At 61.3% G+C, this 17,392-nt stretch carries 12 protein-coding genes; 5 read left to right on the forward strand and 7 right to left on the reverse strand.

All coding sequences use genetic code 11. The annotated features are described in order from the left end of the window. Positions 1-256 precede the first annotated feature (256 nt). Positions 257-1,495 carry a S1C family serine protease gene (locus tag K9U37_RS13150; RefSeq protein WP_443627159.1) on the forward strand — a complete coding sequence of 413 codons (1,239 nt, stop codon included), beginning with the start codon at positions 257-259 and terminating at the stop codon, positions 1,493-1,495. A gap of 239 nt (positions 1,496-1,734) precedes the next feature. Here K9U37_RS13150 and K9U37_RS13155 read toward each other — a convergent pair whose 3' ends face one another. Together K9U37_RS13155 and K9U37_RS13160 are read right to left on the reverse strand one after the other, a co-directional pair. Then, complete coding sequence (locus tag K9U37_RS13155; protein ID WP_243073367.1) at positions 1,735-2,532, reverse strand: alpha/beta hydrolase; 798 nt, start codon at positions 2,530-2,532, stop codon at positions 1,735-1,737. Between the two features lie 435 nt (positions 2,533-2,967). After that, entirely contained in the window at positions 2,968-3,822 is an 855-nt protein-coding gene (locus K9U37_RS13160) for a hypothetical protein (RefSeq protein ID WP_243072062.1), read from the reverse strand. Positions 3,823-4,016: 194 nt separating this feature from the next. On the opposite strand from K9U37_RS13160, the gene K9U37_RS13165 reads away from it, so the two are divergent. The 3 genes from K9U37_RS13165 (at position 4,017) to K9U37_RS13175 (ending at position 6,632) form a co-directional block, all read left to right on the forward strand. Further along, positions 4,017-5,474: an FAD-dependent oxidoreductase gene (locus K9U37_RS13165; RefSeq protein ID WP_243072063.1), complete on the forward strand. Its 1,458-nt coding sequence runs from the start codon at positions 4,017-4,019 to the stop codon at positions 5,472-5,474. Positions 5,475-5,772: 298 nt separating this feature from the next. Then, complete coding sequence (locus K9U37_RS13170; protein WP_243072064.1) at positions 5,773-6,213, forward strand: type II toxin-antitoxin system prevent-host-death family antitoxin; 441 nt, start codon at positions 5,773-5,775, stop codon at positions 6,211-6,213. 20 nt (positions 6,214-6,233) lie between these two features. Further along, on the forward strand, positions 6,234-6,632 hold the full coding sequence (locus tag K9U37_RS13175) for a type II toxin-antitoxin system VapC family toxin (RefSeq protein ID WP_243072065.1): 399 nt from the start codon (positions 6,234-6,236) through the stop codon (positions 6,630-6,632). Between the two features lie 806 nt (positions 6,633-7,438). Here the strand turns inward: K9U37_RS13175 and K9U37_RS13180 are convergent. The 4 genes from K9U37_RS13180 to K9U37_RS13195 form a co-directional block, all read right to left on the reverse strand. Further along, positions 7,439-8,602: an AAA family ATPase gene (locus K9U37_RS13180; RefSeq protein WP_243072066.1), complete on the reverse strand. Its 1,164-nt coding sequence runs from the start codon at positions 8,600-8,602 to the stop codon at positions 7,439-7,441. 282 nt (positions 8,603-8,884) lie between these two features. Further along, positions 8,885-12,661 (reverse strand): HsdR family type I site-specific deoxyribonuclease, encoded by a 3,777-nt coding sequence (locus tag K9U37_RS13185; protein WP_243072067.1) that lies wholly within the window; start codon positions 12,659-12,661, stop codon positions 8,885-8,887. 30 nt (positions 12,662-12,691) lie between these two features. After that, positions 12,692-13,942, reverse strand: a complete 1,251-nt coding sequence (locus tag K9U37_RS13190; protein WP_243072068.1) for a restriction endonuclease subunit S — start codon at positions 13,940-13,942, stop codon at positions 12,692-12,694. After that, positions 13,939-15,489, reverse strand: coding sequence for a type I restriction-modification system subunit M (locus tag K9U37_RS13195; protein ID WP_243072069.1), 1,551 nt, complete (start codon positions 15,487-15,489; stop codon positions 13,939-13,941). Before K9U37_RS13195 ends, K9U37_RS13190 begins: the two co-directional genes overlap by 4 nt. Before the next feature lie 431 nt (positions 15,490-15,920). On the opposite strand from K9U37_RS13195, the gene K9U37_RS13200 reads away from it, so the two are divergent. Then, positions 15,921-16,259 carry a hypothetical protein gene (locus tag K9U37_RS13200; RefSeq protein ID WP_243072070.1) on the forward strand — a complete coding sequence of 113 codons (339 nt, stop codon included), beginning with the start codon at positions 15,921-15,923 and terminating at the stop codon, positions 16,257-16,259. A gap of 95 nt (positions 16,260-16,354) precedes the next feature. Here the strand turns inward: K9U37_RS13200 and K9U37_RS13205 are convergent, their stop codons facing one another. Then, positions 16,355-17,392 carry an ATP-binding protein gene (locus tag K9U37_RS13205; RefSeq protein ID WP_243072071.1) on the reverse strand — a complete coding sequence of 346 codons (1,038 nt, stop codon included), beginning with the start codon at positions 17,390-17,392 and terminating at the stop codon, positions 16,355-16,357.

Consider the following 17,392-nt stretch of genomic DNA (forward strand, 5'->3'; position numbering starts at 1 on the left):
GAAGCCCCGCCCAATGAGCGACCGTTCCAGTTATCCGTCTCAAGGCAGCGAATATTCGCGCCAGTCGAATCAATTTGCCGACCAACAGCTCTCGACTTACTGGAGCCCGGGCGGGTATCACCCGCCTCACGGATCGGCACCCACCGGCCGGGCGTATCAGCAGCCCTACGGCCAGCGTCCCGACATGGGGGAGCAGTTCGCGGCTGCGCCCACCGGCCGCGAACTACGGCAAAGAAAGACACCGCGGGCGGGCATCCTGGTCGCCGGCACGGCCGCCGTTGCCATGGCGGCCGGCGCCGCCACAGCTTGGGCTGTGGTCAACCATTCGGGCCCCCCGAGTGCTTCGGCACCCGCGCCGGTAGTCGCGGGCAAGTCGTCACCCACGCAACGCCAGCAGACGGCCGTCACCACGCCCGGATCCGTCGAGCAGGTGTCGGCCAAGGTGTTGCCCAGCGTGGTGAAACTGCAGATCGACAGCGGGCGGCAGCGCGAGGAGGGTTCCGGCATCGTGCTCAGCGCCGATGGGCTGATCCTGACGAACAACCACGTGGTGGCTGCGGTGGCCCAGAGCGCGGGCAACCCGGGGCAACTGGCTACCGACGGGGCACCAGACCGGCAGATTCCCGGCCTGCCGCGCGGGCAGCTGCCGGGTGCTCCCCAAGACGGTTCCAACGCTCAGGATCCGGCCGACGGGCCCACCGGCGGGCCCTCAGCCCGCGGCAGTGACGGCCCGCAGGCGACCGTGACGCTGTCGGACGGTCGCACAGCCCCGTTCAAGGTTGTCGGCACTGACCCGGCCGACGACATCGCGGTGGTCCGTGTGCAGAATCTCTCCGGGCTGACCCCGATCACCATCGGTTCCTCGAAGGACCTCAAGGTCGGGCAGAACGTCGTGGCAATCGGCTCGCCGCTGGGCCTGCAGGGCACGGTGACCACCGGCATCATCAGTGCACTCAACCGTCCGGTGGCCACCGGCGACGAGCAGACCGGCCAGCACTCGGTGATGAGCGCCATCCAGACCGACGCGGCAATCAATCCCGGCAACTCCGGTGGCGCTCTGGTGGACATGAACGGCGACCTGATCGGTGTCAACTCCGCCATCGCATCGATGGGCGGCCAGGATTCACCAGGGGCGCAGCCCGGATCGATCGGTCTGGGCTTCGCCATTCCGGTGGATCAGGCCAAGCGCATCGCCGATGAACTGATCTCCACCGGTACCGTCCAGCGGGCTTCACTGGGTGTGAAACTGAGTTCCGATGACAGCGGGCACGGCGCCACCGTGGTCGGAGTCGTTCAGGGCAGTCCGGCGGCGGCGGCCGGCCTGCCGAAGGGCGCGATGATCACCAAGGTCGACGACCTGGTCATCGATGGCCCGGAAGCCCTTGTCGCGGCGATCAATTCCAAGGCGCCAGGCGACGCCGTCGCACTGGCCTACCAGGACCCGGCAGGGTCGTCGCACACGGTGCAGGTCACCCTCGGACAGGTGCAGGCATAGCACGAGGCTTGTCGGTGGACGTCGGTGTACGAGAGCCAGGATCCCAGTCGGGTCCTGGCTCTCGTGATGGTCGGGCTCGTCGTGCTGACTCGCTCGCTGAATGCTCGGCACCGCGGTGTTTGCTGCCGGCCCAAACCGGCCGGGATGGAACGCGACGTCCCGATCCCGAGGTACCCGAACGGGTCCGGCGGCGGACGTTCACCGAGAAACGGCGACTGGAGCAGATCCTGCTTGTGGCTTCACAGTCCGTGTGAGCCGAGCCAGGTGTGGACTCGATCCGCGACGGCGCGCCAACCGTCCTCGAGCATCATGTCGTGGCCCACGCTGGCGAAGAATTCCGCTTCGGTGTGGTAGGCAGCTGCGGTGGCCCGCACATACGCGTGGCTATAGGTGCCGTCTTCTTCGGCGCCAACGACCAGCAGAGGAGTTGTCACATCCTTGGACCTGACCAGGTTCAAAAGCGTCATGTCCAAAGCGATCGCACGTGGACTCTCGTCCTGAATCCGAGCAGTGGTGCGCGCGACGATCGACTCCGGTGTGTGTGCGCAGAAAAAGCTCTCGCGTACCAAATCAGGAGTGCAGAAGAGAATCGACGTCTTGCCCAAGATCAGGGATCTAACTGAACGCCACGGATGGCGCCTGATCAATCGCAACTGGGCGCCGAGGTGTCCGTGCGGCGGTGTGGATGTAATCAATACACCGGCGGGGGCACTGTGGGTTTGAAGATACTTCTGCACGATGAACCCGCCCATCGAGTGCCCTATCAGCACCGGCGCTGCAGTCAGGTTGTTTGCAACCGAGCACACGTCCTCGACATAGTCGGCGATCGAACAGGTCAGCAAGCGTTTCGAAGTCGGGCTACTACCGTGACCACGAAGGCTCGGGGCCAGAACGCGATAGCCCCTGTCGGCGAAGAAATCTAGGAAATGTTCGTCCCAGCACCACGCGGCATGTGAGCCGCCGTGAACGAATAGCAGCGGAGCTGGGTGGGCCTCACTGCAACGCCCCTTGTCGATTACCTCGAGAACGGGGTTAATTCGGTCATTGGCGCCTCGTTCGACTGCTATCGGGTCACCCCTTGACTGGAAGTAGTCGCAACGACGCTGAGAGTAACCCGCCGCCGAGTGCTAGGAAGCGCGGCGGTTCGTGCGGCAACCGGAACGCGGAATCCATCCGATGAACATGGCCCGACTCAAGAATCGCCGAGGCCATCGCGGAGGGATACGACATCGCTATTCGCAAGTCTACGGCGGCCGCTGGTGGGTAGGCTTCCAATGGGAAGTGGTCGGCGATGCGTAGGACCGTTGTGCGGCCGGGGTGGACCGCCCGGCGCCTTGTCGACCAACTGGGCGCTGGCCGCTTCCAAACCGGGTACGGCGGCCCGGCAGCGCGACTACGAGTTGGAGGCCGCCGACTCCGAGAATGCGCGGCTGTGGCGGTGCGCGTGTTGTACGTGGCGGTGATGTTGTTGGTTACCCGTTGCGGTAGTCAGCACCGTCCAACCATGCGCGGCGTGTGGGCTCGATGACCACGTCGTTGGCATGGTTCATGACGTTCTCGGCCCACAGTCCGATGCCGGCCACTCCCAGTTGCGGCCACCAGTTCGCGGCCACGTTCGACACCTGGCGGACGGGGATTCCGCTGGCTACCGCCGCGAAGTGCAGCCAGACATCATCCGCATGCGGACACACCGTGACAAAGACGTCACCACGACGCCGCAGCACCGACAATAGTTCCGGCGGATAAGCGACACCAGAGACTCCGGTTGCGAACACTCGATCGGAGGGTTCGCTGGTCGTGCACATAGGCCACTTCGAGTAGGGTTCGTCGGAGCGAATCCGCGCACGGTAGGCGGTGACCTCGCCGTCGCGATGCGCGGCCACCAGCCGTGACAGCCAATTCCGCGGGTAATAGACGTCGTCATCGGCAGTGACCAGCGTGCGCGTCGGTTCCCTCGCCATGACGTAGGGAAAGTATTTGTTGTGCGGGCCGAAGTCCCCGCAGTGGTTGATTTCCAGGCCACGCCGCACCAGGCGCCGCAACGTACGGGGCGGTCTCTTGACCGCAGTTTCGTCGGCCAGCCAGAGGATCACGCGCCGAGGCCGTTCGACGCCGCGCCCGATTGTTTCGATCGTTTTCCACACCGTGCGAACCCGCACTCCGTGACTTGCCAGCGAAACATCTACGTTGCAGGTGCCAACGACGGGTTGCCGGGAACGAAGGTTGATGACGCGAAGCCACCAACCGTATCCCGTGAGCTGGAACGGCAGGAGGATCCATCTGAGCGGTCCGCCCGGAAAAACACCGTCGTTCGTCACGTTCGGCATCCCATGCCAACCTCCCGCGCTTACTGTGTCAGAACTGTCGACCCAGTGGAGTAGTAGCCTGGTTGACAATCACCGAGAGCCGACAAAGCTGCGGGAATGCGTCCAGAAATCGAGTAGCCGATTACTCTGGTCGGCCGGATTGGTCTGCGAGACACTGAACTGCCAGGACCCAGCTGCGGGGAAGGGTGGCAGCCATGGACACGCCCCGAATCGATCAGTGCGAAATCTGCATTGTCGGCGCGGGAATCGCCGGCCTGAACGCCCTTTTCGCAGCAAGTCAGTACCTTGGCCGCAACGACCGGGTGGTGCTCGTCGACCGCCGTACGCGCGTCGGTGGGATGTGGACCGACACCTACGACTACGTCCGGTTGCACCAGCCACACCAACTGTTCACCGCCGGGAACATCAAGTGGACGCTCGATAAGGAGCGCAGCTACCTGGCGACCAAGCCGGAGATTCTCGACCACCTGCAGCACTGCCTGGACGTCCTTTCCCGTCGGATGGACGTTGACGAGCGTTTTGGCTGGGACTACGTATCGCACGAGGAGACCGGCAGCCTGGTCCGGGTCACGTTGCGGGCTCCCGATGGGCTGACCCGGGTGGTGACCGCCAAGCGGCTGATCAAGGCCTTCGGATTTCAGGTTGTGCCGAATCCGCCGCTGAACTTCTCCAGCGCCCGGGTGAAATCGGCGACCCCGAACGACATGCCCCGGATCATCGACTCCGACGCCCCGGTGTGGATCATCGGCGGTGGCAAGACCGGTCTCGACACCGCCCACACGCTCATCACGCAATGCCCCGGACGCGAAGTGAACATGCTGGTCGGCAGCGGATCCATGGCCCTGCGGCGCGATGTCCTGTTCGCCACCGGGGCGCGCCGCTGGCTCGGCGGTCTGCCGTTCGCCGCCCTGAGCACCGAGTTCGCGAAGCGATACGACGGGACCAACGAAGAGGAGGTCCGGCGCTGGTTCTACTCCGTTCTCGGGACCGGTCCAACGGGCGACAAAGGCGAGTTCGCCCATGGCTTCGGAGGTTGTACGTCCGACGCGGAGATGGCGGTCATCACCAACGGCCTGTGCCGAGCCGAAAACGAACACCTCGCCGATGTAGTCGACCGCGATGGTGCCGCCGAATTCGTGTTTCGCAGCGGCCACACCGAGCGCCTCGCTGACGGCACCTGGATCGTCAACTGCACGGGTCTATTACTCCGCAGCTCGCATCCGTTCGAGCCGTTCGTCTCGCCCTCGGGCCGGACGCTGTCGATACAGCTCCGATCGGCGGTCATCCCGCTCACGCTACAAGCGGGCTATTTCCTGACCCACCTGATGTTTACCGGCGGGCTCAACACCCTCCCTTTATACGCGGCGGATATCGAAGAGTTGTGCGCCAAGACCGGAAAGTCGCCGACGCCGGTCGTATTCCCGCTGACCGGGTACAACTTGAGCCTCGCCTTCGACCACCTTCCCAAGAAGGTGTTCGTCGAGTTTGGATCCGACCTGATGCTCTGGTATCCGCTGCCGCGGCGGCTGGCCGCCCTCATGAAATTCCGGCTCAACCACCGCCGTGGGCGCGACCGCAACCGCAAGACCCTCGACACGATCCGCGAACGATACGGCGTACGGTGCGGGCCGCTCGACCATCTCTCCGGTTAGATATGCGGCGCGGGATGTGGTTGTGGGTGTGGCCGGATAGAGTACTGGTAACCCGCCGTATTCGATTTGGCCGTATTCCTTCAGCCCGCCGGCGGTGACTTCGGCTGGCGCGGACGGGGCGGCGCCCGACAACCGGGCGGCAGTATCTGATTCCGACGGACCGACACGGAGGGAACGGGGCGCAGAGCGATCGTTTGCTGGCGCGGCCCGCGCGGGCAGCGAGCCCGCGCCAAACGTGGTCATGGTTGAGTGTACGCCTATCGGGCACACAGTAGGTAGGTGGTCTGAACGTTTCACGGTGCGGCTGACGCCTGAGCGGGACGCATTGATTCGTCGTGCCGCCGAGGTCGAACGGACCGACCTGACAACGTTCCGCGTTGACTCCTCTGCTCAAGTGACTTTGGTCGGTCTGCACATATTCGATTCCTGCATATTCGCCCGCACGAGGAAGCGCAGGTTGCGGCCCTCGCGCCACCGTCTCACCGGTGATACACTCGCGATTGTGGACACAGTCACGGTGCGCGAACTCCGGAACCGCGGAGGAGAAGTCCTGCGCCGTGTCGAGCACGGTGAGCGCATCGTCATCACCCGGGACGGCACGCCGGTTGCAGAGCTTCGCCCTCTACCTCGTTCCAGCGCCGGACCAGCGGAACTGATTGGTCGCCGTAAGAATCTTCCACAGGTGGACCCGGGTGCCCTTCGACGCGACATCGACAACCTGATCGACCCGTCGCTGTGACGGAAGCTCAGAACCGGGGGATGCTGGATACCTCCACAGTGATCCTCCTAGGCCAGCTATCCGACCCATCCGAGCTCCCCGACGAATCGGTGATTAGCGCGATAACGCTGGCCGAGCTGTCCGTAGGTCCGCACGTCGCGCGCGACGATGCCGAGCGCGGTGCCCGTCAACAACACCTCCAGCAGGCAGAGGCGGACTTTGACGTACTTCCATTTGATGGAGGCTGCGCCCGAGCATTTGGCAGCGTAGCGGCGGCGCTGCGCGCGTCGGGGCGCAAGCCGGCTGCGCGAGCATACGACGCACTCATCGCAGCCAGCGCAATCGCACATGCGGTACCGCTATACACATGCAATCCCGCCGACTTCGTAGGAATCCCTCGACTGGAACTCCGATCGGTCACCCACCCGCATCACCGATAGGGAGCATGACTGCGGTTGTCCGGTCTCAACTTAGTCGGCGGTTACCTGCTGGGAACCGCCAACAAAACTGCATTCGCGAGGCGCATATCTGTATCAAAATAATTGGCGGTTTCGTGTCTCACCAGGACTCGTGAAGATCGCACCGATACGAACCGCGGCTGCGTGTGTAGGTTCCACCATCGCGAACATGCATCAAATGAAGTTGCAGATGCTGCCGACCTCGCTCGCGGATCCTTGTTATGGGAGGCCCTGAATGCTTCGGATTGCCCGGCTAAGACTGTCGCACCTCGCTGAGGCGCCGCTGACATCCCATCTCGTGGCTGCAAACTCGTTAAGTCTGTTGACATATAGCGGGCCGGTCTCTCCCGTCGATCGGACCATATCCTGCCGGATTGTCCGAGCCCTCGAATTTCCACACAGTCGCAGAACCTCTTGCTTCGCGTGAGGCAGGCTTTCGGGGTCAGCGGGGACCTGCCCAACCTTTACGCGGAAGAAGTCAGCGAAGCCGACCCGATCAGCAAGCAGCCACGCCTCGGTCATCGAATGCGCGATGCGCAGCAAGAATCTTGGGCTCCACGCCGTAATCTCGGCGGTGAGTTCTGCGCGGAGCCGAGCGGGACACTTTCCGTCGGAATCCCTGAAGACGATCCAACTGGACTGACGCGCAGCCTGGTTGTACTTGGCGATCTTTGGGTCAAGCCGCGTCTTACCTCCGGCGACAAAGACTTTCGCGACCGTCCGCCCTGTCGAAACCACAATCGCTTTGGCCGCTTCTCGGTCAGAATCACCTTCGACCACGAGATTGATCAACGACGCTTCCCTTCGCCCACCACGATGAGGCCAGCAAGGTCTTGCGGGGAGACGAGCCCGTCAACGATCTGCGACGTCGGCAATTCCGCCGCAAGTTCATCGGCAACCTCATCGATATCGGAGAGCAACGTCACCGTTGAGCCATCATCGGTAACCTGCAAAACTAGAACCTCTCGAGGCGAGATACCTTCGTCATCAAGCAGTTCCGGGGCGTGGGTTGATAGCAGCACTTGCATGCTGCGATCTCGCTGAGCGGTGGCGAGCACCGTCGGCAGAGTCCGGACCACGGCAGCGTTGAGCGATAGTTCTGGCTCCTCAAGAAGTAATACGCCTCCGTTGGCCGGAGCGCTCACCAGCGTCCAAAGCAAGCCGATGAGCCTTAATGTTCCATCCGAGAAGTCGGCTTCACTCTGGCGAGCCGGCGCCTCCCTCCAGTTGCGGTACCCCGCCACCAGGTGTGGGCGGCCAGCCGGATCTACCTCCAAATTCAGTGATTCGAACCCTGGTACCGCAAAACGCAAGGCATTCTGCATCCGCTTCAACCAGGCATTCCGATTCCGGGGTGTGATGGAGTTGATCTGCGCAATGAAATCGCCTCCGTGGACATCGTCTGACACGCCGCCATACCGTGCGGGATCGCGGATCAGCTGCGGGACTAGGTGGAAGTAGCGGACTTTCGCGAAATACTCAGGGATCGGGCGGAAGTTCTGATTTGCCGATATCTGTTCGAGGTGAGTCTGCGTGAGTCTCTCGGGATCGGCCACGTCGGCCGCGTCCGGGCGTTCGAGAAGGGTTTCGCCGTTGTGTTCCACACGTTCGGCACTAACAAGCGGGCGGTTACGTCCCTTTGCTTCCCCACGCACTGACAGGTGGTAACGCCACGTATCGTCACCGTCCTGCAGCTCGACGTCGACGATGAGCCTACCCTTTTTGTTGTTACGGGCGAACAGACTGCGGACCTTCGATAATCCGCCGCGACTGTCTATCGCTGCGGCAAGCCCACCTCCGGGACCTGCAACATCGCCCAAAAAGCGAAACAGGTCGAGCAGGTTGGATTTACCGGCCGCATTGGGGCCGACGATGAACAGTCGATCTTCAAGGGGAAATTCCAGGGATTTGAAGTTGCGCCAGTTGCTAGCGCTAATGTGCGTGACGCGCATCGTCGCACCTCGCTTTCAACCAAAGTGGACAATTTGACATGGGGAGTGCCTCCATCAAGGGATTCTTCCTAAGTGTGGGGGCGAAGCCATTTGCGAGTAGTTGAACGTCACTTCCCACATTCGCGTATGTCCGCTCGGATGCCGCGGTCTCCTTGAGGAGCCCCACGTTGTCATTGTTGCCTGAGCGAGGCATGAGGAGCATCCTCCTGTCGCGCATTCTGACGCTGGTTACGGCAAAGCGATCCACTAGGACTCCCGGAATCACCTTGACCAATTCCTGCATCAGAGATGTCGACTAGCTAGATAACCATCCACATCGCCTTCAGGCCAAGCCCTAGTCGAGTTGTTCACGCGCACGAAGAAAACACTTTCGCCCTTACTGGTCTTCGCCCAGGTACCTTCCTCGTAGCGACCAACATCAACACGGCAGATCTCCTTTCCTTGATGCACAACGATTCTGGCCCGGACAAGGGTTGTGGGGTTATGACCGAGCGCATTGATCAAGTGTGTGGTCAGCCAGTTCACGAAGCCGTCGCCGTTGGGCGGTCTCACGCAGTCATAGTCGATTTCGAGCCCGAGCACCGCACCCTGGTTGTCGACACCGATCAGGAGGGTTCCGCCATCTGTGTTGAGGAAGGCTGCGATGGTCTTGACCACTGCGTCTTCAATCGCCTTGCTCTTTCGGCTCTCCCGAAGATCCCACCTGGCCGTGGACTTGAACTCCACGGAGAAATCCTCATCATTCTCGATCAGTTGCTCGACAGTACGTAGCTGTGCTTCCCTCCGGCGGAGTTCGTCCGCAACGCGTGCTGCGACCTCTTCATTGGTGCGGATCAGCTCGATCACTTCATCGCTCATATTCGCCAAGTCCGGCAGCTCAAGGGTGGCCACCGACGCACGAGACGGCACGGGCTGCACGTGTTCTCCGCGGTACACCGTGGATCCGTCATCGCCGTACGCGCTCAAGAGGTGGTCAAACACCGCCTGAACTTTCACATTGAACAAATCAAGGGGGTATGGGTCTGCCGGGAGACTCTCGTCGAGTACTTGTCGGATAGTCGATCGCACATCAGCAGCTGTCGCAGCTTTTCGACGCCAATCCAGAACAACCTTGTCATGGACATGCGAGAGCAGTCGCTTGGCACTGGACTTCACGACGGCGCGATCATCATCTGTGAGCACTGGGTCAGGCTTGGTGAGTAGGTCGAAAATGGCCAGCTCTTCTTCGCTCAAGTCCTCACGCGCGGCGCGTTGCTCCTCATCGGTGAGAGTGCGAGAAAGCTCGATCAATCGCCGTAGGTACTCGTCGATGTTGACACTGCCGGCGTTGTACTCATCGATTAGATCCTCGATCCGCTGAACGAGGTCGTATCGAGTCGGGTTGCGAGTCGCTGCAGATGCTGCTCTCTGTTTTAGCAACTCAGCAAGCCGGTCAGTTTCTGCGCGTTTACGTCCAGCGAACTGGGCTGCCAGAGTATCGAAGTCAATTTTCGATAGGTCGATGAGAGGATCCGGCTCGCTGCCTTCTGCGGCAGCTCGAATGACGTACTCCTCGGCACCGACGGATCGGTCAAGCAGTGCGTCCACCGCATCCGACACAGCGGATATATCGGCCGCCGCTGGCCGGCTTACATCGGCGATCCGCTCGGCGACAACCCGGATTGCGGCCACTGTTTGTTGGTGAGAAGCAGCTTTCGGATCAGGGAGTAGAGCCTTGAAGAGCTTGCGTACTTGCCGAGCGCCGGCCAAAAAAGTCGTACGCACGTCCTCATCGGCTAGAAGGGCTTCAACCGCTGCGTCACGCAACGCGATGTGTTCGAATCCGGACGCATCACGCAACGCTGCAAGATCGACGCCCTGAGTGGTGCAGAAGGCAACGAGATTGTCGAGCGCGGAGGCTAGCTCGCCGACGAGTGCATCAATATCCTGGATCGGAGACCCGACATCGCTGTCGGCATTTGCAGCGCCGTAGATCGCCAACGCCTTCTCAAGATTCCGGAACACACCGGCGTAGTCCACGATCAGGCCGTTGTCCTTATCCGGGAACACCCGGTTGGCGCGCGCGATCGTCTGCATCAACGTGTGGTTGCGCATCGGCCGGTCGAGATAAACTGTCGATACGCTAGGAGCGTCAAAGCCAGTAATCCACATCGCGCAGACAAACACCAACCGCAACGGATTGTCAGCGTCCTTGAACTTCTCGGCCAGATTCTCGCGGTTCATCCGCTCGCGGTGCGGACGGATGTCCAAGCCGACGCTGTCGAGTGCCGCTATTTCATTTTGACCCTGGGAGACAACGACGGCCATATCGGTCGTCTCCATTAGTTCGATTCGACTTGCCAGCCAGGGCCTTTCGAGCTCGGGTAGGGCGTCGTGCTGCATCCGTAGTTCGCCGAGATGCTCGTCCCAGGCCTCACGTACATAGTCGTACATGCGGACAGCGGCGGCTTTATCCAGTCCTACGTACATCGCCTTGCCCGTGAAACCCCGTCCTACAAAATGTGTGACGAGGTCTTGCGCGATCTTGCGCAGCCGTTCGGGACGGGTCAGAAGGGTGTACTGCTTGCCGAATCGCCGAGCGAGCTGGCCCTCTGCTGCTTCGTCGAGTTCTGCCGCCTCCAAAAGGTTCTCAAGTTCTTCCTCGAAGTCCTCGTTGACGAGCTGCAGCTCTGGGATTCGGTTCTCGTAGTAGAGCGGAACTGTCGATCCGTCTTCGATGGCGGCACGGAAGTTGTACGTACTGACGTAGTCGCCGAACTGTTGCTTGGTGAGCTCCTCGCCGACGATCAGCGGAGTTCCGGTGAAGCCCATGAAGGACGCGTTCGGCAACGCGCGTCGCATATTCAGTGCGAGAGTGTCGTATTGGCTTCGGTGCGCCTCGTCGGTGATGACAATAACGTCAGATCGGTCCGACAGCACCGGCATCGACTTCTCGCCCTTGCCGGGTTGAAACTTGTGGATCAGCGTGAAGACGTAGCGGTGGTCGGCGGCGAGCAACTCGCGCAGGTGGGCGATGGACGAGGCGTGAACCCTGGCCTCCGCAGGTATCGCGCCGGCGTCAGCGAACTCGCCGTGTAACTGAAGGTCAAGTTCTGTGCGGTCTGTGACCATCACGAATGTCCACGACCCCGGAATCTGGCGCAGCACCTTCTGCGTGAACCACAACATCGACAGTGACTTGCCTGAACCCTGGGTGTGCCAGAAGACGCCGAGTCGCTTATCGCCTGTCGCGCGCACCTGGTAGAGGTTGTCAATCGCGGCATTGACGCCGTGGTACTGATGGCTGCGGGCGACCGTCTTGATCAGGCCGCCGGGCCTTTCGATGTAGGCGACGAAGTTCTCGATTAGGTCGAGCAGTATGTGCGGAGTGCAGGTGCCTCGGATCGCGGTCTCTAACGCGATAACGCCTCGGTTGCCCTGGGCGTCGATAACAGTCCAGTCACTAAAGAACTCCCACGATGCGTAGGTAGCCCCAACCTTCGCGTCTCGTCCGTTGGAGAGAACGATAAGTCCGTTCGGCACGAAAAGCCGCGGGATCGTGTCGCGGTAGTCGGTGAGGTTCTCGTCGTACGCCGCCTTCACAGGGCGGTTGGGGTCTTTGAACTCGAACAGCACTAATGGGATGCCGTTTACGAACAGCACCGTATCGGTCCGTCGACGGTACAGGTCACCGGCGAACCACATTTGCGGGACAGCGACCCACTCGTTCTTCGTCGAGTCACGAAAGTCGATGTACTGCACCGTCGCGTACTGACGCTCGCCGTGGTCGTCCGTCCACTCGGCGCGGTAACCATCGCGGACCAGCTTGTAGGTTTCGCGATTCGCGCGCACCTGGTCCATCAGTGACCGGTCTCGGACGAGGGCAGCTAGTGCTTCCTCGCGGATCGTGTCGGGGATGAGCGGATTCAGATCTCGGAGGGCATCGCGGACCCGGTGAATGAGCACGACATCGTGCATCGAGTCACGGCCCAAAGTTCCTGCAGGACCGAACGTTTCCTGAAATCCGTTGATGACTGTCCAGCCGAGCTGCTCAAGCAAGCCCAGGCTAGGTTGCTCCACCAGACCGCTCTCGGTGTATCTCCCACCCATTTACGCCACCGCACTACTGACCAGCGTGTCCAGGTCCAAGCCCGACACATCGATCTGACCCGCTACGAGTTTCGGTAGCAATAAATCACGCATGCTGTAGAGCTGTTCCGACTGAAGTTGGAGTGTTCGACACGCTTTGAACATCGGTTGCACTACTGCTTCGAACTTTTCGCTGATCTCCTTTGGCGGCTCGGCGAGAAGAAAGGAACCAAAGCACTCGTTGCGGACTCGCTGTCGGCCACTCGCACCACTCATACTGGCGATCGCGTGAGCTCGAAAGCCATCCGATCGCGCAATGCAGTAGGTATGTGTTGGGCCGATCGTGCGACCGCGGAGAACTACGAACTCGGTGGATCCGAGTCCGACCTCTCCCTCTCCGAGACACTGCACGAATCCGGTCTTGCCGTTTTCGAGGCATGGCGTGATCCTTGCAAATAACGTGTCACCGTTCTCGTACTTCGATCCACTACTACCGATCCTCATCTCGCTCGGCGAGCAGGACATCGTGCGTTCGTCCAGATCTGCCATTGCAATGAACGGATGCGCCACAGTCCGGTCCACGCGAACGCGCGGGTTGATCGTGATCGCATCGGACGCCCTCGCGATGGGCCAACCATCGGGTACAAGGCCGATGGGCGAACTGACGAACGCCTGGTTCTCATACCCGGGGAACCGAAAATGCACGAACCATTCTCGATAGAGTGTGCGCGCCATCTCCTCAAGTATCTCGAGCCGCTCCCTGTTGTTTTCGATCAGGCCATCGAGTCCGTCAAGGATTCGTCCCACGATCTCCTGTAGCGGACGGGAAAGTAGCGGCACCTCTACCGCTCTTAGCTCAGGCTGCCGGATACCGCTCACGGTGGTTCCGCTGGCACGCCGTTGAAGACTTGCTCGGGCCTGCGGCGATCTCAGATAGTGGAACAAGAATTGCGGGTCAACGCTCGCCGGGTCGGGCCTCAACAGAATCACCCTCTGCGCCAGTGCGATTCGCGCGTCGGTCCCAACCTGCGCAACTTCACCTAACGGAGCTTCTGTCGTGATTAGTATGTCACCTGTTCTTGGAAGCCCACGGCGCATCCAACTGTCGTAGATTTCCTCCGCGATCCATTCACGGGGCTCGGGCAAAATGAATCCGCCTTTAATCACCTTCGCCGTTATCAGCGGGACGCCCGATGGCGACTTCGGCGGGGTCTTACCTCGGTAATCGATGAGGGCCTCAATCAGGTCCCCGATAGCGTGAATCTCGCTCACGCGTCCAGCACTCCCTGCACCGCTGTGTCGACTTCGGCTCGCAGAATGACGGCTTCGTCACTGAGCCGTGAGAACTCCTCGTACAAACCAGCCAATCTCTCACGGAAGTCTTCGCCGTCATCCTTGATTTCGGCCGTTCCCGTGTAACGGCCCGGGTTGAGACTCCAGCCCTGCGCTTCGATCTCAGTGCGGGTGGCGACCCTACACAATCCAGGAACATCAACGTACTTCTCACCCGGGAAATGTTCATGGACGAGCGGCTCGCTGCCATCCGTCGCCTCAATGGTTTCGCCACGATATAGGCGCACGATGTTAGCGAGGAACTCGATGTGTTCGGGTAAGAAGTCCCTGTGTGCCCGATCAATCTGCCGATACAAGTGTCGCGCATCGATAAACAGGACCGTATCTTCGCGCCCCGTACTCCGCTTGCCGCGGTCAAGGAACCACAGAGTCACCGGCAGAGTCACGGTGTAGAAGAAGTTCGTTCCAATTGCGACCATGACGTCGACAACTCCGGACTCGATTAGCTTCTGCCGGATGTTCCGTTCGGAGTGCGTGGCGTCACCCGCCGAGTTCGCCATTACGAATCCAGCGCGCCCATTCTCGCTCAAGGCCGAGTAGAAGAGCTGAATCCACAAGTAGTTTGCGTTGTCGGGCTTGGGAATCCCGAACGGGAATCGCTTGTCGCCGGCTAGCTTATTCTTGTCGACCTTGTCCACGTTGAATGGCGGGTTGGCCATAACGAAGTCAAATGCTCCCGCCGAATCGTGCGGATCCTCGTAGTAGCTGTTACCGAGACGAATGTCGCCCGACAACCCATGGAGTGCGAGGTTCATCTTCGCGAGGGGGACCGTTCCCTCCTTCTGCTCGACGCCGAACACCGAGAGCTCTCGGGCGGCCGACTTGTGATGTCGCTCAACGAACTTTGCGGACTGCACGAACATGCCACCCGACCCGCATGCGGGATCGAGCACCCGTCCGTGGAACGGCTCGATGATCTCCACGATCAGCCGGACGATCGAGTAGGGCGTGAAGAACTCACCACCGAGGCGGCCCTCGCTGGCGGCGAAGTTGGACAGAAAGTCCTCATAGATCAGGCCGAACGCATCACCGGACAGCTGGCGCGGCAGCGGAGCGAACAGCCGCAACTGCTCGGCGAGCGTGGACTTCTCCATGCGTTGGTAACCCCGCGGCAGCACGTCGCGCAGCTCTGGGTTGGCGTCCTCAATCGCCTTCATCGCCTCGTCGATCGCCTTGCCGAGGTTTTGGCCCTCGGGAAGGTCGACGAGTTGTGAGAGGCGCGCCGCGTCCGGTACGAACAGCGCCGACTTGGCGCGGTAGTCATCCGGCGTCACCGGCCGACGCGCCGTAGCCTTGGCCTCCAGCTCGGGGCGGACCTGCTCGAACCGGAACTCCGCGTAGGCCAGGAAGATCAGGCCGAGCGCCGGACCGCGATACTCGGCGGGAGAAAGCGTGGAGTTCGCACGCAACTCGTCGGCGGCAGCCCAAAGCGTCCGGCGGACCTGCGCAAGATCATCGGTCTTCAAACTGTCCCGCCTTCCTCGCCCTGCAGAGGGCTCTCATTTCAAGGTCCATCGATGAACCGCAGAATGTTGTAGTACGTGTCTCGCATCGGAACCCCGTAGATCCGTGCGTCCCGGCGACGCGCGGTCACATGTGTGATCGCAGTCCATACCCGGTTGGTCGCTCGCCACGGGTCCGAGTCGTTGCGAGCGGGGATGATCTTCTCTACTTCCCTTGCGACCAACGCACTGCGCTGAGTTGCGTCGGTGTCAGGATCGGTCGCTGCGCGTAGGAATCCGGGCAGGGCGAGTAGTCGAGCGATTTTGACTTGCTCTGGATACATCAGCGCGTCGACGTCATCGATACCGAATTCGTCTCTACGACGGGCGATCTCACTGGCCCCTACGATCCCAGGACTAGCGCTCTCTCGGCCAACCCGCATGAGCAGGGAATCATGCAAGACGTCGCGAGCGGCGAGATGGCGCCGAAAGTGTCGCTCAGCGGCGAGAGCAGGGTAGTAGCCATGCAGGTCGATCTGAGGAGATCCGAGCCACCTCCTGTGCCGTACGCACACCAGCCCAATACGGGTGAGTTTTCCTCGGGCGGGCTCGCCTTTGGTACAGCGGAGGCACAGAGCCCGCTCCGTCACCTCCTGGTCGAGGACGTACTCGGGGGCAGTGAAGGCCTCGGCTCGCAGATCACCGAGATCCCGCCATGCCTGGAGGCGATCGGGATTGCGCCGGCTCTTCGATTTGATGACACCGCGCTCGCGCAAAGCGCGGTCGACATCTGAGGGCAAGCAGAAGTTCCGGCCAGCGTGCCGCCGCATATACGAGTCCAGGTTCTCACCGTGATAAAGACGTGTGCGAACTGGAAGGGGTGGGATCCTCACTCAGCCCTCCTCAACGGCATCGGGGTAGCCATGTCGCCTGCCACCGTCCGCGCTGCAGCCTCCTCAGACGCGAAATCAGTCGAAGTCATGTCGAGAAGCTTCCTATTGATCAACTCGTCGCCGCTGAGGATCGCCGCAATCGCCGCGTCGTTGAGGAGGGCGCGGAGCGAACCAATTGAACCTCCGGTGCGGTCATATAGGTAGGTCGCCTCTGATTCGAGGGATCCAGCGGCATGGCGACCTAGCGGTAGGAGGGCTTCGATGCCGAGGATGAGTTCGGCCCACCTGTCCCGTTGCGCCTTGGTCCCGTACTCATACTTCCGCATCTGGTGGACAGCCATTCGACCCTTGAGCTGACGTCCCATGTGACCGGCGAACAGATCGGCCTGCAGTAGGTCGATGCCGGCGTAGATGAATGTTGCGTCGAGTCTTTCCGAGAACACCTTCAGTGCTGATGCGGCTTCGCTGCCTGCCTGGTGATTTGTCTTGAGGTTGTGCACCTCGTCGACCAGGACTAGCGAAACCGAGAGGCTCCGCATGACGCCCACGATCTGCTCGGTCAGGTCCTGAGCGGTTGACTTGTTCGGAACCAAGAGGCCGAGGAAGTTGGCGAATGCCAGCATCATCATCTTTGGGGTAGTCCCCGGCGGGACGACCGTATAGACCACCGGGGCGAACCCGTCGTCGTAACGGTTGATTTTGGCTCGCATCATCCGGTCATGGCGGCGGCCGATCAGCAGTGCGGCGGTGGACTTGCCACGGCCCGCGGACCCAGAGATCGCAAGGCCGCGGCGTGCGGTGGCAGACTCAGCAGAGTTCCTCGCCATTAAGACGCGGGTCTGATGTGTCAACGCCTCGGTGTCTGGCGTCTCCAACACGACGTCTGCCCCAAGCCAGGCAAATCGCTGCTGGTCGTATTCCTCTTTCCCGGCGGGGGAGAGGGTCTTGATCTGCTTCAAGTTGAGGTGCTCAGGCTCGACGTTGCGACGGTTGACGAACTCCCGCCACGCGGCTAGTGAATCGGGTACGGCCAC

This window comes from Candidatus Mycolicibacterium alkanivorans (assembly GCF_022760805.1).
GTDB classification, from domain to species: Bacteria; Actinomycetota; Actinomycetes; order Mycobacteriales; family Mycobacteriaceae; genus Mycobacterium; species Mycobacterium alkanivorans.

Excerpts from the sequence above, each read along its gene's own strand:
- K9U37_RS13165 (WP_243072063.1), top strand. The coding sequence starts at position 4,017 with ATGGACACGCCCCGAATCGATCAGTGCGAAATCTGCATTGTCGGCGCG.
- K9U37_RS13200 (WP_243072070.1), top strand. The coding sequence starts at position 15,921 with ATGCAAGACGTCGCGAGCGGCGAGATGGCGCCGAAAGTGTCGCTCAGC.
- K9U37_RS13175 (WP_243072065.1), top strand. The coding sequence starts at position 6,234 with ATGCTGGATACCTCCACAGTGATCCTCCTAGGCCAGCTATCCGACCCA.
- K9U37_RS13160 (WP_243072062.1), bottom strand. The coding sequence starts at position 3,822 with ATGCCGAACGTGACGAACGACGGTGTTTTTCCGGGCGGACCGCTCAGA.
- K9U37_RS13180 (WP_243072066.1), bottom strand. The coding sequence starts at position 8,602 with ATGCGCGTCACGCACATTAGCGCTAGCAACTGGCGCAACTTCAAATCC.